We start from the raw sequence: 16,952 nt of genomic DNA, 5'->3' as shown, positions 1-16,952 counted from the left end.
GATTGTTAACCAACCGGAGTGTTTATGCTCAGTTATCGCCATTCGTTTCATGCGGGTAATTTTGCCGATGTACTCAAACATCTGATTCAGGTTGAAGTGCTGGAGTATCTGCAGCGCAAGGACAAGCCGTTTGTTTATATCGATACCCATGCAGCGGCTGGTGTTTATTTGCTGGAATCAGTCGAAGCGATAAAAAATGAAGAATATCGCACTGGAATTGGCCGCTTGGCGGCAGCCGACTGGCCTGAGCTGGGTGCTTATCTGGACGCGGTCGGTCAGTGCCAGCAAGCCGCAGAAGAACCTGTCTATCCGGGTTCTCCCTGGTTTGGGCAGCATTATTTACGGCCGCAGGACCGGGCATTCCTGTATGAACTACATCCTCAGGATCTGGCTATTCTGGAACAAATGATGCGACGGGATCGCCGTGTTCAGGTACGGGGAGAAGACGGATTCGCAGGGTTGATCGCACTGTTACCGACCCATATCAAGCGCGGTCTGGTATTGATGGACCCGCCGTATGAAATCAAAACCGATTATCACACTGTGGTTGAGACCCTGGTCGCAGCGTACCGCCGCATGGCAACGGCAACCTATGCGTTGTGGTATCCGGTTGTGGAACGGCACCGTATCGACCAGTTGGAACGGGCATTCCAGTCTTCGAGGATACGTAATATCCAGTTGTTTGAACTGGGCATTGCGGCGGATACCGAGGAGCGGGGCATGACCGCGTCCGGCATGATTCTGATCAACCCGCCTTATACTCTGAAAGCACGGATGGAAGCGCTGTTGCCACGCCTGGCCCACACTCTGGGCGGTGAGACAGGAAACTGGCGGGCGGAAGTTCTGGTAGCAGAGTAGAGTATTGATTATTCTGGTATCTCAGCCGATTTCACCGAGCGGTGTTTGCCGGGTGATGGCAGCGACCGCCTGATGACTGATACGGCGTTCTGCTGAAATTGCATAAAACTCCTGCATCAGTTCTTTGACTGTGCCGACGCAGCGCACCTGGTATTTGGCGCAAATTTCTTCGCGAATGACATCGGGCGCAAAAAAGTAGCCATGACCCTGGCTACCAAAGGCTTTTAACAGTGCCGAGTCGTCAAATTCTCCGGCAATTCTGACGGCGATACCGGTATGGTTAAACCAGCTCAACAGGTCGGTACGTAAGCCGGAAGCGGTGTCGGTGGGTAGCAGAACCGGGGCTTCGTTCAGCATATCGGGAAAAGTCCGTTTACCTTGCTGCTGTTGTACCAGCTCCGGGGTGGCGAAGCAGGCTAGCCGGCTGCGACCGAGCAGGTGGTTAAAGCAGCGGATGTTCATACCCGGAGGAATTGGGCTGTCGGCCAATATCAAATCCAGCCGGTGTACCGCCAATTCTCCCAATAGCGACGACATTTGTTCTTCATGGCAGACAATCCGCATGGTGCCGGGCAACAACATGGCCGGGCTCAGCAGCCGGTGAGCGATGGATTTGGGTAACGCATCGACAATACCCACTCGAAATTCGGAAGGCCGTTCGGTGATGCCAAGATTCATCACCTCTTGTAACTCATCCCCGAGCTGGAATATTTGTCGGCTGTAATCCAGTGCCACCCGACCGGCGTCGGTCAATTCCAGGCCACGGCCAGACTTGGCAAACAGGGCGACGCCGAGGTCATCTTCCAGTATTTTTAACTGGCCGCTGATGGTTTGAGGAGTGACGCTCAGCCGTATCGCTGCCAGCTGAATGCTGCCTTCCGTCGCAACACTATGAAAGTACTGTAAATGCTTGTAGTTTATGCGGTGCATAGATCGAAAAAACCGAGCAATGAGTAAAAGATAATTCGAATATTATTTTTTATTGCTGCTCCGTACAATGCTTTCTACAATGAAAACCGCTCCAAACACGCTCTAACTAGTATTCATCAGGAGAAACTGTATGAGTCGTCCAGATTATTACACCAAACCATCGCGAGCTGACGCTACCGCTGTACCGATGGAAGATTTTCAGGATCAGGCTGCTGGCCGCAAGGTTCTGCGTAATACCTATATGCTGCTGTCCATGACGCTGTTGTTCAGTGCGGCGGTGGCGGGTACCTCCATGTCGATGGGCTGGCCACACCCTGGCTTTATTCTGACGCTGGCTGGTTATTTTGGTTTGCTGTTCCTGGTACACAAAACCAAGGAAAGCGCGGTCGGTATCTTGTCTGTGTTCGCCCTGACCGGGTTTATGGGTTACACCCTGGGACCTATTCTGTCGATGTACGCCAGCATTCCTGGTGGTAGCGGCATTATCATGAGTGCACTGGGTACAACCGGTCTGATTTTCTTTGGTATGTCTGGCTGGGTGCTGTCGACTGGTAAAGACCTGTCCGGTTGGGGTAAAACCCTGATGGTCGGTATTATCATGGCGTTTGTGCTGGCATTGGGTGCTTTTCTGTTTGAGTTACCGGCCTTGTCACTGGCGGTCTCTGGAATGTTTGTCATTCTGATGAGCGGCCTGATTGCTTACGAAACCAGTAATATTCTGCATGGTGGTGAAACCAACTACATCATGGCAACCGTTTCTTTGTATGTCTCTTTGTACAACTTGTTCGTCAGCCTGCTGCAAATCTTTGGTGTGTTGGGTTCTGACGAATAAGCTTCACGTCTTCTGTGCTCAGGAAGAAGATTGCCTCGGTTGGATTTGGCCCAACCGGGGCTTTTTTATGCCTGGCTGTCTCGTTCTGCGGTCGTTCTGTTCTGCCTTGTAATGATTTCTTCGCGCTGAAAATATCACTGTAACCAGCGCCAACCCGGGTTCATCGTCGTTATCGGCTGCTGATGCTGATCATTGCAGTTCTGCTGAATGCTGCAAAAATAAGACATTGTGCTTGCCTGGATTGCGCGCACACTATTCGCTCGATAGACACTGGAATGGAGAGACTATGTTTGAGGTTGCAGAACTGGGGCAGGCACTGTCTCGTGAGGAATTTGATAAACGGGTTCCGGAATTACGCACCCAGTTACTGGAAATGCAGCGGACACTGAGCCAGGCCGATTTTCCGGTTATTGTGCTGGTCTCCGGCAGTGATGGTGCCGGCAAGGGGGTGTTGGTCAATCGTCTGAACGAATGGCTGGATCCTCGTTATCTGCGCACGCTGGCATTTGATGATAAAACCCAGGATGAGCGCGAACGTCCGGATTACTGGCGCTTCTGGCAGGCTCTGCCGCAGAAGGGTCGTATCGGGCTGTATATCGGCTCCTGGTACAGCGACCCGATTGCCTTGCGGGTCGACAAGACTCTGAACGACATTGAGCTGGATGGTTATCTGGCGCACATTCGCATCTTTGAGCGTATGTTGGTTGAGGATGGCGCACTGGTTATCAAGCTCTGGCTGCATTTGTCGAAAGACCAGCAGCAATTGCGCTTGCAGCAACTGGCATCGGACCCGGCAACGGCCTGGCGTGTTACTGAAAAAGACAAGCTTCACCTGGCCCTGTATGACGACTTTCGCTCAACGGCAGAACATACCCTGCGCCAGACCAGCACCGCCGAAGCCCCCTGGGTGGTGATTGAAAGCGCGGACCCCAACTATCGCGATATCACGGTGGCCAACCATTTGCTGGAGCGGATACAGCAGCATCTGACGTTACATGCCCATAGCGATGCCGCCCAGGACGACGAAAACAGCGAGACTGTGGCACTGATTCACCGTCAGAAAACCCTGCTGGGGAATCTGGATATGGATCAGTCACTCGACAAAAGCACCTATCGTCAGAAGCTGGAGCACTGGCAAGGCAAGTTGTCGTTACTGGCACGGCGAGCCTATGAGCAGCAGGTCTCCATGGTGATTGTGCTGGAAGGATGGGATGCCGCAGGCAAGGGCGGTCTGATTCGCCGTATTGTCCCCGCGCTGGATGCCCGTAATTATCAGATCATACCGATTGCGGCTCCAACGGATGAAGAAAATGCCCATCATTATCTCTGGCGATTCTGGCGTCATATTCCCCGTGATGGACGAGTAACCATGTACGATCGCAGCTGGTATGGGCGAGTACTGGTTGAACGGGTAGAGGGCCTGGCCAGCCGATCTGAATGGTTGCGGGCCTACAGTGAGATCAATGATTTTGAATCACAGCTGGTTGAGCACGGAACGGTCGTGGTGAAATTCTGGCTGCATATCGATGCGGACGAACAGCTCAAGCGTTTCAAGGAACGCGAAACCATCAGCTACAAGCGTCACAAGATTACTGACGAAGACTACCGTAACCGGGAGCGCTGGGTTGATTATGAGCAGGCAGTAAATGATATGGTGGAGCGCACCAGTACCGAGGTTGCACCATGGCACCTGATTGAAGCCAACAGCAAACGTTTTGCCAGAATCAAGGCACTGAAAATACTGTGTCAGCAGCTGGAACAGCGACTGGGTGTCAAAGGCAAAGGCAAAGAGTAAGTATTGGATGGAATCAGAGGCTCGCTAGCGATTCTCTGACTCCAGAATTTCCAGTAACCGGCGAGTAATGGCCTCAAACAACTGGGCCTGCTCATTATCGGAATCAGCCGTCAGGCTGTACATCAGGCTTTCAATTTCGGAGCGGGACATATAGCGGACGGTGACAGGGTTGGTCATAACATTCCCAAATGGCAAGCGCCTGGGGTCAAGCGCTTCAAGTAAACGGATCTGAATTAAAAGCGATAGCTGATCAGGGCACTGGTCAGCCAGACGTTCGGGCGTTGCCCGGAAGCGCCTGTGCGTCGATTCTGGTTGCGATAATCCTGGTCGTCACGGAAAGTACCGGCAATATCGAGCGTGACAGCCCCGAGCTGATAGCCGGTACCGATTTGCCAGCCCCAACCATTAAATACACCGGTTCGGCGGCCGTTGTTACCCTGCAAGGCAATCTTTTCACGGTGCCAGGCCGGGCCGGTATAAAGACGAAAGCCGGGTTGGGACAAACCCCACCCCCACATTAATTGGGTCTCAAAGCCGGTAACATCCTTGCCATCCTGATGTATGCGGTAGACTAAAAAACGTGTGGCGGTGTGATCCGACTGGGGGTATTCAGCAAACAGCGACATGCCTGTATCGCCAGCATCCGTGAAGTAATCCGCCCCAGGATCAATATCCAGCGTAGTGGCTGCCAGACCAACCCGAAAGTTGGTGTGGTCGTCCTTACTGCTGTCTGCTGCAAAGGCCAGTTGACTGGAAGCCAGCAGCGCTAGCGTACAAACCGGGCGAAAAGCAATAGCCTTCATGGATTGACGTCCTGGATACATAAATAGTGCCGGAAGGCTAAACCACAGGGCGCTGGATGGCAAGGGTATGAAACGGCCATGCCGGGTGTTGCTGCCGCGCTTTGTTGCGTTGTGTGAATTGCCTCGACTTCTGGTATGGGAGTCAGTGTGGCGTATCGTTTCCGGATGGTATGAGCTTGCGTGGCCTGGTTGAGTGGCCTGGTTGAGTGGCCTGGTTGAGTGGCCTGGTAATGTGTTGGTTTGATTGTTGATCGTTGTTGATAGGAGCATGGTATTTGGAATGTCGACTTGGTTGTGGAGCTTGCTGTATCGCACCGTCGATCAGTGCGCCGATCCCCGGTATGCCTGATGGCAAACGGGCAGGGGAACGTTGTATTCAGCTGGCAGATGATAATCTCTGTCGTATCTTTGCTTCACCGGAACGGCCGCAGGTGTGCGAGCAGTTTCAGGCGGAAGCCGATTTTTGTGGCGACAGCCGTGAACAGGCACTCATCATCTTGACGGGGTTGGAGCAACTGACCGATAGCTGAGTTGAAACCGACAGGAGAAGTATATGTACAAAGTGGGGTTTTACGTGCCAGTCAGCCATCTGGCATCGGTGAAGCAAGCGGTCTTTGCCGCTGGTGGTGGCCAGTTGGGGGAATACAGCCAATGTTGCTGGCAAGTGCTGGGAACCGGGCAATTTTGTCCGTCCACTGCGGCTAACCCTTATCTCGGCCAGTCCGGGCAGCTGACCCGGGTTGATGAATACCGGGTTGAACTGGTCTCTGCCGACGATTCTGTCCGGGCGGTGCTGGCAGCCTTGCGGCTGGCACACCCGTACGAAGAGCCGGCATTTGATCTGGTCAGGCTGGTGGATGAGTCTGAATTACCCTGATTCTTGCGCCAAGGTGCCGGATTACTCCGGCTCGCTGCTCAGCCGGTTGCGGCTGATATTGAAAATGTGTGGTTGAGCTGGATGTGGATTGTCGAGATAGCGTCGTAATGTCTGTTCGACGGTAGCGAATGCCAGCGACTGCCAGGGAATATCTTCGGGAGCGAACAGGGCAACTTCCAGACTTTCCGGGCCGGATGAAAACTCGGGCGTAGGTAAATCTGCCAGAAAAAACAGATGCACCTGACTGATATGGGTGACGGAAATCATGCTGAACAGCGACGTGATATTGACCTTGGCGTAGGCTTCTTCCCAGGTTTCCCGCAAGGCTGCCTGCTCGGTACCTTCGTCGTTTTCCATAAAACCACCGGGCAAGGTCCAGTAGCCCAACCGGGGTTCAATAGCGCGTTTGCAGAGCAAAATCTTGCCTTGATACACAGGTAATGTGCCAGCGACAATCCGGGGGTTGCTGTAGAATATGGTATCGCAAACGCTGCATACATCGCGTTCATGGTTGTCCCCTTCGGGGATGCGTCGCTCGATGATATTGGCGCACTCGCTGCAGTATTTCATCCCGTCCTCATTGTGATTTGCCGATGCTCTGGTGATGGTCTGGCCGGTCAATCAGACACTTGTCATGAGTATACCTTGTTCATTCCTGCCCGGCTGCGGAAACCGCGCATCCCGCTGCGGTGGTTGTCTGGTATCTCTGCCCGGTATCTCTGCCGCAGTAAAGGAGCGGGATACTGAGTGATCAGGTGCCCATCGGTTTGGACTGACGTCTAGTTGATTTTTTAAAAAATGACTATATTTACTCATCATAGGGAATGTTTTGGCATATAATCTGCTTTAGCCGGTTGTCCGGTGCTGGAATAATTTCTGGCTCTTTTTTTGGCGATTACAAGATCGCCCTACTAAACTGTTAAACATGAATCAATACGACCTTTTTTTACGATTATCCCAGGAGTGGCAGGACCATGAACCCCGACACTTCTCCCGTGCCGGTCTGCGTGAAGCAGCGGTTCTGGTTGCTGTTACCGATCACCCCCATCAGCCATCATTATTATTAACCCGTCGTGCACAGGGCATGCCAACCCATCAGGGTGAAGTGGCTTTTCCTGGAGGCAAACGGGATGAGGTAGATACTGATCTGATCGCGACGGCACTGCGTGAAGCTCACGAAGAAGTCGGGCTGGCTCCAGAGCATGTCAAAGTGGTGGGTATACTGGATCAGGTAGTCTCCAAGTTCGGCTTTCTGGTGACACCGGTATTGGCCGTTATCCCACATGATGTGGCATTGACAGCCGACCCTCGTGAGCTGGATTGCTTGTTCCATGTGCCGCTGACCTTTTTTAATCAACCGCCCTCTGATTATTTTCATCGTGAAGGGATCCGTATGCCTACCTGGATGTATGAGCGTTTCCAGATCTGGGGGCTGACGGCCTATATCACCGCTGAAATGATGAATCGTTATTTCTCCTCGAACATCGCTTTGGGGAGCGTGGCGCCCGCCACCGCAGAAGATCCTGAAGACGTGTAATTCAATCGTCTTGTTCTGATCTGGCCCAGCAGGTAGCATTCACGTTTTGCTGACTGCTGCTGGAGGCCGTACTTGTCTACGGATACGACGCCATCTGCCGGAACTGATTTACCGGTCAAATCCCCTTGTGTGCACGTGTGTGTGCTGGATAACCAGGACATTTGTCAGGGCTGTTATCGTACCGGACTGGAAATCAGTCACTGGGGACGAATGACCAATCCTGAAAAGCGTGATGTGCTGGCCCTGTGTCGACAGCGAGAGCAAGCATCCGGCAACGTATTTGTTATCACGCCCCCTTCCTGAGTCTTTTGCATACGGCACCTGATGTGTCGATTTTATTCATTGTTGTTTGGTTTGTTTTTTATTGCCATGAGTGACGGCTGCTGTGGCAGCTCTCTTGCTGGCCTGTTTGCCTGATAATCTGCTAGAGAATCTGATTATGTCTGATGTGACTGCTGCCCTGAATCCACCGGTTATCGGTACTCCTTTTTCTGCGACAGCAACCCGGGTGCTGTTGTGTGGCTCGGGCGAGCTCGGCAAGGAAGTGGTGATTGAACTGCAGCGCCTGGGTTGTGAAGTGATTGCCGTTGATCGTTACGCCAATGCGCCGGCGATGCAGGTTGCAGATCGCTGTCATGTGATCAATATGCTTGATGGTCAGGCCTTGCGTGCGGTGATCCAGCAGGAGCAACCGGCTCTGATCGTGCCGGAAATCGAAGCCATTGCAACGGCAACCCTGGCCGAACTGGAAAGCGAAGGTTTTCACGTAGTGCCGACGGCGCGGGCAACCCAGCTGACCATGAACCGGGAAGGTATCCGTTGTCTGGCGGCAGAAACCTTGGGAGTGCCCACATCAAGTTATCGTTTTGCTGCCTCAGAAAGTGAATTTTACGCCGCGGTGGAAACGATCGGTTTACCCTGTCTGATCAAGCCCATCATGAGCTCCTCAGGTAAAGGACAAAGTTTTGTCCGCACGGCCGACGAGCTGGCTGCGGCCTGGCGTTATGCCCAGGAAGGTGGGCGTGCCGGGCAGGGCAAGGTGATTGTTGAAGGCTTTGTCGATTTTGACTTTGAAATCACCTTGTTAACTATCCGTCATAGTGATGGTACAGGCGGTACATTGACCAGTTTCTGTGAGCCGATTGGGCATCGCCAGCAAGACGGCGACTATCAGGAATCCTGGCAGCCACAGCAAATGACCGCTGCCGCGTTACAACAGGCGCAAGCCATTGCGACCACGGTGACCAGTGAGCTGGGTGGTTGGGGGCTGTATGGCGTTGAATTGTTTGTGAAAGGTGACGAGGTGATTTTCAGTGAGGTCTCACCACGCCCACACGATACCGGGCTGGTAACGCTGATTTCACAAGACCTGTCAGAGTTTGCCTTGCACGCTCGGGCGATTCTCGGATTGCCGATTCCGTCGATTCGCCAGTTCGGGCCGTCGGCATCAGCAGTAGTGCTGGTGGAGGGGCAGTCAGGTACGATGCAATACGGCAACCTGTTTACCGCCATGATGGAAGCCGATACCCAGCTGCGTCTGTTTGGCAAACCGGAAGTACAGGGCAAGCGACGTCTCGGTGTGGCGTTGGCTCGGGCTGAGTCAGAGGAACAAGCTCGCAACAAGGCCAAACGCAGCGCTGATGCGGTCGTGGTCAGTTTGTAGTTATTGTCAGTTGTTGGTTGTTGGTTGTTGGTTGTTGGTTGTTGGTGGCTGGCCAGTGGCCAGCCACATCAGAATCAAAGCACCGCGGCAATTATCGATTTGCCGCTGCTCTGGCGGAACTTGTATGTTCTGTTCAAATCCATTCCCTTGCTGTATCCCCGACGAAAGTATTGTGTTCAGGCTAACTTTTTCGGCACTATACAGGCTGCGAATAATAGTCATTTGAATATATGGCATGGTGGAGTCGACAATGAGTGAATCCGGGCGCTGTTGCGGTAGCAGTGACAGTAGCAAGTCATCTTGTTTAAGTGAATCGGGTATAGCCAATACCGAACCTGCTGCCGTATCGGCAGGCAGTTGCTGTGGTGGTGCCCCGGCAGTGGCGGCTGGCCCTGTTGTGTTTGTACCTGCGGCGGCTGCAACAGCGGCCAGGGCCACATCTTCCAGTTGTTGTGGCGGCGGTGATGAATCGACTGATGGCGCCGATTGTTGTGCCCCGAGTGCCTCGTTTGACTGGGTCTTGTGGGGCAGCGGCCTGTTTGTCGTTGCCGGTTATCTGGGCTGGTTGTCACTGGGCGATGTCGGATTAATCTGGGTATCCACCCTGATGCACACCTCGTTCGAAATGGTCAACGCCATGTGGTGGGGGATTATTTCGGCATCTGTCTTTGTTGGTCTGCTCGGGCGGATTCCGCGTGAGCTGGTGATGTCGGTACTGGGACAGGCGGGGACGCAGCAGGGTATTTTTCGCGCCACTCTGGCCGGGCTGATGCTCGATCTCTGTAATCACGGCATTTTGATGATTGGTATGAAGTTGTATGAGCGCGGCGCCAGTATTGGTCAGGTAATGGCATTTTTGATTGCCAGCCCATGGAACTCATTAACCCTGACGCTCATTCTGGTTGGCCTGATCGGCCTGCAGTGGACATTAATCTTTATCGCCGCGTCGTTAGTGATTGCCTGGATCAGCGGGCTGATATTTGATCGGCTGGTCGTGAAGGGGGTGTTACCTGCCAATCCCCACCATCAAGAGCCACAGCCAGTAAATGCCAAAGCCATATTGAAGCAGGTCTGGCGCGATGAAGACTGGAGCTTGCCAGGCCTGGCAGCCATGTTCTGGCAAGGATTAAAAGAATCGCGGTCGGTGTTGCGCTGGGTATTTCTGGGCGTGGTGCTGGTTGCGCTGGTGCGGGCCTTTGTGCCGGAAGAAAGCTTTAATACCTGGTTTGGCGCAACGGCTGCCGGGATGTTTATGACCTTGCTGGCGGCCACCGTGATTGAAGTGTGCTCGGAAGGCTCCAGCCCAATCGCTGCCGATCTGGTGACACGTGCTGCAGCACCAGGTAACAGTTTTACCTTTCTGATGGCGGGTGCTGCAACGGATTACACCGAGATCATGTCGCTTAAAGACACGACACGGAGCTGGAAGATCGCGCTGTTTTTGCCGTTGATCACGGTGCCGCAGGTACTGTTGATCGGCTGGTTGATGAACAGCGTTGGTAGCTAGTGGGGACATCCATTCCCGCGATGCGCTGGCCAGTCAGCTATCGTGCGGATGTAATCGCTGTGGTTGTATTTCGATACTGCCCTGGTCGTTACCGAGCCACAGAGTAGCGTCCTGGATACTGGCTTGCAGGCGCATGGTGCGGTCGTAGAGTGAAGTCAGTTGTGCGATAGCATCGGCATCGAGGTTGTAAACGCTGAGGTTGTCAAAGCGGGCGCAGCTATTTTTGAGGCTGTCCCACCAGGGCAGAGCGGTACGACCATGGTATTCATAAATACGCACTTGCTGGGCTTTCTGGCAGGCTTTACGGATGCGTTTTTCGTCTGGCTGTCCCAATTCAATCCAGAGCAGGGTTTGATCACTGTAGTCTTTTTCCCACAGTTCCGGTTCGTCATCAGTGCTGAGTCCACGGGTAAATTCCAGCGTATCGCTGGCATTCAAAGCAAATACCGCAATGCGGGTCATTAAACGGGTCAGTGTCTCAGAAGGGTGCTGCGCCACGGTCAGGTTGTACGTCTGATAATGGTGGCGATCCATATCGGATACAGCCAGCTCGATTTTACAAATGGTTGCCTTGATGGCCATGGAGGTTCCAGCAGCTGAATATCGGGCCGTGAGTTTACCTTGGCGTTTGTTCAATAGCACGATTTGTACTGCGCTCTGCGATTTTCTGGAGAATCTTCAGGTTTCAGCTATACCTACATTATATGAATCAGACAGACGAACAGAGAAACCTGCTGGTTTCCTGATGTATTCGGCTGTATTTAACCGTGATTGCCATGGGCGGTGAGCCAGGGCATTACAGAGATTAAGGGCGCGTTTTGTTATGAACTTTCAAGAGTTGGATATGCCGGACCTGTTGGCCGAAGTGGGTGTGCGGGTGCGGGCAGCCAGGTTGATGATCAACCTCAGTCAGGAGCAATTAGCGCGTGAAGCAAGGGTCAGCCGTTCGACGATCAAACGACTGGAAGGCGGCACCGACAGTGTCAGCTTATCCAACTTGCTGGCGGTACTGAAAACCCTCGATTGCATAGATATGTTTGTTAATGCGTTGCCAGAGCCAGAGCACTCTCGCCAGCGTGCATCCCGCACCATGGGCTACTAAGCCGGACTCGCCCATATTTTTGACAATATCGGCCTTCCGCGTTAGATTGCAGCCCTCTCTTGGGGGAGTAGTCTGACGGGCGTTAGTTGTTTGTTACAAACAATCACGTTCGTATCCTGTGTCAACATACTTGAGCCTCATGCTCATGGCACCGGAAGTACACTGTGCTGGACAAGACCTGAGACGAATACTGGTTCCATGGGTGGCTGCCAGGATTTGTCTTTGGTGTCTTGCCGCCCGGTAACGTTAGATGATCACAACGCCTGAGTCGTTTTTCTTTTCCGAGCTGTTTTCCTCGGCTTTTTTATCCTCTTCTGTCGCGGTTGCACTGGCTGAAATCGGCGATAAAACCCAACTGCTGACGCTGTTTCTGACACTCAAATTCCGTAATAAATGGGCCATTGTACTGGCGATTATTCTGGCGACTCTGGTAAATCATGGCTTGTCGGCCTGGTTTGGGAGTTGGCTGGGGGACGGCCTGGCAATATGGCTAAGCAATGGCTGGGTCGACGGTCTGTTGTCTGGCAGTTTTGTGGTGATGGGATTGTGGATTCTGGTACCCGACAAAGACGATGAAGATGAATCCCGCTTTCTGGCCCTGGGTGCATTTGTTGCTACGCTGATACTGTTTTCGCTGGCAGAGCTGGGGGATAAAACCCAGATCGCGACGGTATTACTCGCAGCGGAATGGCAACAACCCTTACCGGTGACACTCGGAACCACACTGGGTATGTTGATCGCCAATGTGCCTGTGATTTGGTTTGGTCAGGCCTTGTTGCAGCGGTTGCCAATGAATACTGTTCGTTATGTGACGGCCATTTTCTTTATTGTGGCGGGGCTGTGGGTTCTGGTTCGTTAGGGGAAACGTAAGCAGCTCCTGCGCTCGGCGTGGTACCCGATGGGTGAGCGCAACCCGATATCCGCTATACTTGCGCGCATCTGCACATCCGAGTCGGCCTGCGCCCATGACCGGGCCTCCCCACAAACCACATAATCCCCACGACCGCTTCTTCCGCAGCGCCATGGAAAACCACGCCGTGGCGCTGGACTTTATGCTTTATTACCCCGGAGCCGGTGTTGCAAGCGCTGGATACCGACTTACTGGCCCTGCCGCACGACAGCTATATCGACACCGAACTGGCCGAAAGCCTCTCTGATCTGGTGTATCACTGCCAACTGGCGGATTGTTTCAGCGCCCCATTGCCCTGATCGACAGTAACCAGTTGTCCGACGACCAATCCAAGCAATAACAATGGGTTGACATCGTCGCCTGCGTCCTGGAGCTGGGGCGTTACGAAGCTCAAAAAGCCACCGAACTGAATATGCTGAGAGTGGGTGGCTCTGCATAACCTCATAATTCCTCCATCTAACCCCTGATGATGATGGCCACCTGCTTGATGTCATAAGTCTATTGGTATTAAGAGATTAATGTTCCATTGGGTTTCTTATTTGCTCTGTCTGGTTATTGTTTGCTGGCTGCCAGCCACTACACTGAAGGTAACGATAATAATCAGAGCATGCATCCATGAGCCGCTATCCTCATCTTTTTCAGCCCCTTGATCTTGGTTTTACACAACTTAAAAACCGGGTAGTGATGGGGTCCATGCACACGGGTCTGGAAGACCGGCCCTGGCACTTCTCTGAGTTGGCAGCGTATTTTGAAGAGCGGGCCAAAGGCGGCGTTGGGCTGATTGTGACCGGTGGTTTTGCTCCTAACCGGGCGGGTGATTTGTTGCCGTTTGGTTCCAAGTTGATCAGTTCCTGGCAGGTGCCGTTTCACCGCAAGGTAACGGCGGCGGTGCATCGGCATAATGGCAAGATTCTGATGCAAATCCTCCATGCCGGGCGTTATGGCTATACGCCATTCAGTGTGGCTCCCAGTGCCATTCAGTCGCCGATTACTCCTTTTAAACCGCGTGAACTGAGCGCCAGCCAGATCCGTACCACGATCAAACACTTTGGTCGGGCGGCCAGTCTGGCTCAGCAAGCGGGTTATGACGGCGTCGAAGTGATGGGGTCGGAAGGTTATTTTATTACCCAGATGCTGAATCAGCGTACCAACCAGCGTACGGATGAGTGGGGCGGTAGTTATCACAACCGCATGCGCTTTGCGCTGGAAGTGATCCGTGAAATCCGGGCGCAGGCCGGGGACCATTTTATTGTGATGTTCCGGCTGTCGATGCTGGATCTGGTGGATGGTGGCTCTACTGCAGAAGAGATTATCGAATTGGCTCTCGAGTTGGAGAAAGCAGGGGTGAACCTGCTTAATACCGGGATTGGCTGGCATGAAGCCCGGGTACCGACCATTGTAACGTCGGTGCCTCGGGGGGCTTTTGTCGAGGCGACTGCGCAGGTCAAGCAGGCGGTATCGATTCCGGTGGTGGCGTCCAACCGTATCAATATGCCAGCCACGGCAGAGGCCATTGTGGCGCAAGGTCAGGCGGATATGGTGGCCATGGCGCGACCGTTTCTGGCGGACCCGGAATGGGTTATTAAAGCCGAGCAGGGCCGTGAAGATGAGATCAATACCTGTATTGCCTGTAATCAGGCGTGTCTGGATCATACCTTTGCCAATAAACGCGCCAGCTGTTTGGTGAATCCACGGGCTTGTCATGAAACGGAACTGGTTTGGCAACTTGCCACGACGGTGAAGCGGGTGGCGGTTGTTGGGGCCGGCCCGGCGGGATTGGCGTGTGCGGTGGTGGCGGCCCAGCGTGGCCATCAAGTAACGCTGTTTGAAGGGCGGGACTTTATCGGCGGGCAGTTTAATCTGGCATCGCGTATTCCGGGTAAAGAAGAATTTCAGGAAACCATTCGTTATTACCAGACCATGATTACCAAACTGGGCATTGATTTGCGTCTTTCGACACGTGTCAGTGCCGACGGGTTACGTCAGTCCGGTTTTGATGAAGTGGTGGTGGCCACTGGTGTTGAACCTCGTCTGCCTCAGGTTGATGGTATCGACCATGCCAGTGTGATGACGTACCAGCAGTTGTTGAGTAATGCAGTAACAGTTGGCGCTCGGGTGGCCATTATGGGAGCCGGGGGAATTGGTTTTGATGTGGCTGAATATCTGACTCAGGAAGGAGAGTCAACGACATTAAATGCCGAACACTGGCGCTCGGAGTGGGGAGTGGATGTTCGCAGTCAGGTGCGGGGTGGTCTGGTGACTCCTGATGTTGAAGTGTCACCGCGTCAGGTCTACCTGCTGCAACGCAAGTCATCCGCGCTGGGCAAGGGACTGAACAAAACCACGGGCTGGGTACACCGGGCGACGATGAAAATGAAGCAGGTCGAAATGATTGCCGGGGTGCAGTACGACCGTATTGACGATCAGGGGTTGCATATCCGCATTGTGAAGGGAGAGGAGACCGAAGAATGTGTGTTGGAAGTGGATCATGTTGTGGTGTGTACCGGGCAGGAATCGGTGAATCAGCTTTACCATGATTTGCAAGCCCTGTTGGTGGATGGTTCCTGCGGTGTTCATCTGGTGGGCGGGGCTGAGTTTGCCGGTGAGCTGGATGCCAAGCGGGCAATCCGTACGGCGAGTATTCTGGCGGCTTCGCTTTAGGGGATATCTATTTAATCCTGCACGGCTCGCTTGGGGTAGCCGAAGCGTGCCATTTCACAGCGTTATTGTTTATTCGGATGTTGTCGTGGGCGGCCGATTGGTTTTCTGTTTTTCGGAATGATTGATTTTTATATTGATATAACACTTATTAAATGATTTTTAACCAGGTTGGTTTAATGCATTCCTGTTGTTGTTGTGGATTATTGATGGTTTCTCATCATGTATTGTTTTTGTATAGGTTTTATTTTTAACTAATTATTGTAAGCCATTATTTGTTAATTATCTGTAACGTTTTGTTAATTTACAATAAAGTCAATAGAAAACTCTTGGATTTTGCGGATATTTCACGTCATTGAAGTTGATTTGTATCAAAAATAGACTATATTGCCAGCTATCCATCAGATGATTATGATCTTTTGCTTGTTTGTACTCCTTGTTCAGACTTTATGCAGAAGTTATTCATTGATGATAATTCTATCAATTTAAATGCGGCCAGAGGATGGTTTGGCTGTGTTTTTCCACATTTTTATATGGGATCAGTGTGCGCTGGAAAATGCGTACGCGTATCTGCTTTTGAGGTGATATTAATGGCTTCTGAATACAACTGGGCAATGGTTTTGCTCTCGTTCTGCATTTCTGTATTGGGATCATATACAGCATTAAGACTTGTGCAGGGCATGATTACATCACAAAAGGAAAGCGTGCTGTTCTGGGTGGTGGGAGCGGCTCTTGCTTTGGGTGGTGGTGGTGTTTGGGCGATGCATTTTGTTGGCATGTTGGCTTTCGACACCGATGCCAATTATGGGTATGAGCTGGGTATGACGCTGGTATCCCTGCTATTGGCTGTTGTTGTTGTTGGTCTGGGGTTGCTTATTGTCGGGCGTAATCCGGACAGTTTGCCTCGATTGCTGGGTGCCGGGTTGGTTACCGGGTTGGGTGTCGCTTCAATGCATTACACCGGTATGGAAGCGATGGTTATGCCAGGTGACATGATTTATGACCCTGCCTTGGTGGGTGCCTCGGTTCTGATTGCGGTTGGGGCTGCGATTTGCGCATTCTGGCTGTCGTTTAATATCCATACCTTTATGATGAGAAGCATCAGTTCCATCATTATGGCGGTGGCTGTCTGTGGCATGCACTACACCGGTATGGCGGCGATGCACATCAGTTATATTGCGACCCCTGCGAGTGAATTGTCACTCTTGAAGTATCAGGCGACGCTGAACCCTGGTGTGTTGGCGGTATTGATCGCTGTTGTTGTGGTGGCGATGTTGTTGGCGTTGCTGGTCGGCACCATGGATAGTTTGCAGAAGCAAGAGCGTCGGGTGGCGTAATTTTCCTCGGCTTATGGATATATTTACCGTGCATGCTGGTGGTGTGCACGGTGAGTGCTTTTCTGTTCTCTTCCTCTCTTCCTCTCTTCCTCTCTTCCTCTCTTCCTCTCTTCCTCTCTTCCTCTCTTCCTCTCTTCCTCTCT

Annotated in this window: 20 protein-coding genes; 14 read left to right on the top strand and 6 right to left on the bottom strand. The window is 52.6% G+C overall.

Annotated features, from left to right (window positions below):
* The first annotated feature begins 24 nt into the window (after positions 1–24).
* Entirely contained in the window at positions 25–858 is an 834-nt protein-coding gene (locus Q8W24_RS00100) for a 23S rRNA (adenine(2030)-N(6))-methyltransferase RlmJ (RefSeq protein ID WP_305413733.1), read from the top strand.
* 21 nt (positions 859–879) lie between these two features.
* Here the strand turns inward: Q8W24_RS00100 and nhaR are convergent, their stop codons facing one another.
* Entirely contained in the window at positions 880–1,788 is a 909-nt protein-coding gene (gene nhaR, locus Q8W24_RS00095; protein WP_303434630.1) for a transcriptional activator NhaR, read from the bottom strand.
* A 187-nt stretch (positions 1,789–1,975) separates the two neighbouring features.
* Between nhaR and Q8W24_RS00090 the strand changes: the two genes are divergently transcribed.
* Together Q8W24_RS00090 and pap are read left to right on the top strand one after the other, a co-directional pair.
* A complete protein-coding gene (locus tag Q8W24_RS00090; protein WP_305474166.1) occupies positions 1,976–2,620 on the top strand; it encodes a Bax inhibitor-1/YccA family protein in 645 nt (214 codons plus the stop codon).
* Positions 2,621–2,906: 286 nt separating this feature from the next.
* On the top strand, positions 2,907–4,415 hold the full coding sequence (gene pap, locus Q8W24_RS00085) for a polyphosphate:AMP phosphotransferase (RefSeq protein WP_303434629.1): 1,509 nt from the start codon (positions 2,907–2,909) through the stop codon (positions 4,413–4,415).
* Between the two features lie 24 nt (positions 4,416–4,439).
* Here pap and Q8W24_RS00080 read toward each other — a convergent pair whose 3' ends face one another.
* Positions 4,440–4,592, bottom strand: a complete 153-nt coding sequence (locus tag Q8W24_RS00080) for a cell developmental protein SirA (RefSeq protein WP_303434628.1) — start codon at positions 4,590–4,592, stop codon at positions 4,440–4,442.
* A 56-nt stretch (positions 4,593–4,648) separates the two neighbouring features.
* A complete protein-coding gene (locus Q8W24_RS00075; RefSeq protein WP_305451345.1) occupies positions 4,649–5,218 on the bottom strand; it encodes a hypothetical protein in 570 nt (189 codons plus the stop codon).
* A gap of 275 nt (positions 5,219–5,493) precedes the next feature.
* On the opposite strand from Q8W24_RS00075, the gene Q8W24_RS00070 reads away from it, so the two are divergent.
* Together Q8W24_RS00070 and Q8W24_RS00065 are read left to right on the top strand one after the other, a co-directional pair.
* The gene (locus Q8W24_RS00070) at positions 5,494–5,748 is read left to right on the top strand and encodes a YkgJ family cysteine cluster protein (RefSeq protein ID WP_305413731.1); all 255 of its coding nucleotides are present in this window, start codon (positions 5,494–5,496) and stop codon (positions 5,746–5,748) included.
* 23 nt (positions 5,749–5,771) lie between these two features.
* Positions 5,772–6,095: an NGG1p interacting factor NIF3 gene (locus tag Q8W24_RS00065; protein WP_303434625.1), complete on the top strand. Its 324-nt coding sequence runs from the start codon at positions 5,772–5,774 to the stop codon at positions 6,093–6,095.
* Between the two features lie 21 nt (positions 6,096–6,116).
* On the opposite strand, the gene Q8W24_RS00060 is transcribed toward Q8W24_RS00065, so the two are convergent.
* Entirely contained in the window at positions 6,117–6,665 is a 549-nt protein-coding gene (locus Q8W24_RS00060; RefSeq protein WP_303434624.1) for an NUDIX hydrolase, read from the bottom strand.
* A 355-nt stretch (positions 6,666–7,020) separates the two neighbouring features.
* Between Q8W24_RS00060 and Q8W24_RS00055 the strand changes: the two genes are divergently transcribed.
* The 3 genes from Q8W24_RS00055 to purT all read left to right on the top strand — a co-directional run bounded on the left by Q8W24_RS00055 (position 7,021) and on the right by purT (position 9,295).
* Complete coding sequence (locus Q8W24_RS00055) at positions 7,021–7,632, top strand: CoA pyrophosphatase (RefSeq protein WP_303434623.1); 612 nt, start codon at positions 7,021–7,023, stop codon at positions 7,630–7,632.
* Between the two features lie 72 nt (positions 7,633–7,704).
* Positions 7,705–7,935, top strand: a complete 231-nt coding sequence (locus tag Q8W24_RS00050) for a DUF1289 domain-containing protein (protein WP_305474009.1) — start codon at positions 7,705–7,707, stop codon at positions 7,933–7,935.
* Between the two features lie 136 nt (positions 7,936–8,071).
* Positions 8,072–9,295 carry a formate-dependent phosphoribosylglycinamide formyltransferase gene (gene purT, locus Q8W24_RS00045; protein ID WP_305474008.1) on the top strand — a complete coding sequence of 408 codons (1,224 nt, stop codon included), beginning with the start codon at positions 8,072–8,074 and terminating at the stop codon, positions 9,293–9,295.
* 6 nt (positions 9,296–9,301) lie between these two features.
* Here purT and Q8W24_RS00040 read toward each other — a convergent pair whose 3' ends face one another.
* Positions 9,302–9,532: a hypothetical protein gene (locus Q8W24_RS00040; RefSeq protein ID WP_305474007.1), complete on the bottom strand. Its 231-nt coding sequence runs from the start codon at positions 9,530–9,532 to the stop codon at positions 9,302–9,304.
* A gap of 13 nt (positions 9,533–9,545) precedes the next feature.
* Between Q8W24_RS00040 and Q8W24_RS00035 the strand changes: the two genes are divergently transcribed.
* Positions 9,546–10,802, top strand: a complete 1,257-nt coding sequence (locus tag Q8W24_RS00035; protein WP_305474006.1) for a permease — start codon at positions 9,546–9,548, stop codon at positions 10,800–10,802.
* A gap of 33 nt (positions 10,803–10,835) precedes the next feature.
* On the opposite strand, the gene Q8W24_RS00030 is transcribed toward Q8W24_RS00035, so the two are convergent.
* Entirely contained in the window at positions 10,836–11,384 is a 549-nt protein-coding gene (locus Q8W24_RS00030; RefSeq protein ID WP_305413723.1) for a YaeQ family protein, read from the bottom strand.
* A gap of 262 nt (positions 11,385–11,646) precedes the next feature.
* Between Q8W24_RS00030 and Q8W24_RS00025 the strand changes: the two genes are divergently transcribed.
* The 5 genes from Q8W24_RS00025 (at position 11,647) to Q8W24_RS00005 (ending at position 16,809) form a co-directional block, all read left to right on the top strand.
* Positions 11,647–11,904, top strand: coding sequence for a helix-turn-helix domain-containing protein (locus Q8W24_RS00025; RefSeq protein WP_305474005.1), 258 nt, complete (start codon positions 11,647–11,649; stop codon positions 11,902–11,904).
* Positions 11,905–12,154: 250 nt separating this feature from the next.
* Positions 12,155–12,763 carry a TMEM165/GDT1 family protein gene (locus Q8W24_RS00020; protein WP_303434617.1) on the top strand — a complete coding sequence of 203 codons (609 nt, stop codon included), beginning with the start codon at positions 12,155–12,157 and terminating at the stop codon, positions 12,761–12,763.
* Between the two features lie 215 nt (positions 12,764–12,978).
* A complete protein-coding gene (locus Q8W24_RS00015) occupies positions 12,979–13,113 on the top strand; it encodes a hypothetical protein (RefSeq protein WP_370693287.1) in 135 nt (44 codons plus the stop codon).
* A gap of 316 nt (positions 13,114–13,429) precedes the next feature.
* Positions 13,430–15,475 (top strand): NADPH-dependent 2,4-dienoyl-CoA reductase, encoded by a 2,046-nt coding sequence (locus Q8W24_RS00010; protein ID WP_305474004.1) that lies wholly within the window; start codon positions 13,430–13,432, stop codon positions 15,473–15,475.
* Positions 15,476–16,152: 677 nt separating this feature from the next.
* Complete coding sequence (locus Q8W24_RS00005; RefSeq protein WP_305413719.1) at positions 16,153–16,809, top strand: MHYT domain-containing protein; 657 nt, start codon at positions 16,153–16,155, stop codon at positions 16,807–16,809.
* Positions 16,810–16,952 lie beyond the last annotated feature (143 nt).

The organism is Oceanobacter sp. 4_MG-2023 (assembly GCF_030689165.1).
Taxonomy (GTDB): Bacteria; Pseudomonadota; Gammaproteobacteria; order Pseudomonadales; family Oceanobacteraceae; genus Oceanobacter.
The sequence above is the reverse complement of the archived record's forward strand: the minus strand, read 5'-3'. Positions and strand labels throughout refer to the sequence as shown.

Bases quoted from the DNA above. Each gene is read 5' to 3' on its own strand.
- purT (WP_305474008.1), top strand. From the start codon at position 8,072: ATGTCTGATGTGACTGCTGCCCTGAATCCACCGGTTATCGGTACTCCT.
- Q8W24_RS00040 (WP_305474007.1), bottom strand. From the start codon at position 9,532: ATGCCATATATTCAAATGACTATTATTCGCAGCCTGTATAGTGCCGAA.
- nhaR (WP_303434630.1), bottom strand. From the start codon at position 1,788: ATGCACCGCATAAACTACAAGCATTTACAGTACTTTCATAGTGTTGCG.
- Q8W24_RS00100 (WP_305413733.1), top strand. From the start codon at position 25: ATGCTCAGTTATCGCCATTCGTTTCATGCGGGTAATTTTGCCGATGTA.
- Q8W24_RS00055 (WP_303434623.1), top strand. From the start codon at position 7,021: ATGAATCAATACGACCTTTTTTTACGATTATCCCAGGAGTGGCAGGAC.
- Q8W24_RS00080 (WP_303434628.1), bottom strand. From the start codon at position 4,592: ATGACCAACCCTGTCACCGTCCGCTATATGTCCCGCTCCGAAATTGAA.
- Q8W24_RS00035 (WP_305474006.1), top strand. From the start codon at position 9,546: ATGAGTGAATCCGGGCGCTGTTGCGGTAGCAGTGACAGTAGCAAGTCA.
- Q8W24_RS00060 (WP_303434624.1), bottom strand. From the start codon at position 6,665: ATGAAATACTGCAGCGAGTGCGCCAATATCATCGAGCGACGCATCCCC.
- Q8W24_RS00030 (WP_305413723.1), bottom strand. From the start codon at position 11,384: ATGGCCATCAAGGCAACCATTTGTAAAATCGAGCTGGCTGTATCCGAT.
- Q8W24_RS00005 (WP_305413719.1), top strand. From the start codon at position 16,153: ATGATTACATCACAAAAGGAAAGCGTGCTGTTCTGGGTGGTGGGAGCG.
- Q8W24_RS00025 (WP_305474005.1), top strand. From the start codon at position 11,647: ATGCCGGACCTGTTGGCCGAAGTGGGTGTGCGGGTGCGGGCAGCCAGG.
- Q8W24_RS00075 (WP_305451345.1), bottom strand. From the start codon at position 5,218: ATGAAGGCTATTGCTTTTCGCCCGGTTTGTACGCTAGCGCTGCTGGCT.
- Q8W24_RS00065 (WP_303434625.1), top strand. From the start codon at position 5,772: ATGTACAAAGTGGGGTTTTACGTGCCAGTCAGCCATCTGGCATCGGTG.
- Q8W24_RS00010 (WP_305474004.1), top strand. From the start codon at position 13,430: ATGAGCCGCTATCCTCATCTTTTTCAGCCCCTTGATCTTGGTTTTACA.
- pap (WP_303434629.1), top strand. From the start codon at position 2,907: ATGTTTGAGGTTGCAGAACTGGGGCAGGCACTGTCTCGTGAGGAATTT.
- Q8W24_RS00020 (WP_303434617.1), top strand. From the start codon at position 12,155: ATGATCACAACGCCTGAGTCGTTTTTCTTTTCCGAGCTGTTTTCCTCG.
- Q8W24_RS00090 (WP_305474166.1), top strand. From the start codon at position 1,976: ATGGAAGATTTTCAGGATCAGGCTGCTGGCCGCAAGGTTCTGCGTAAT.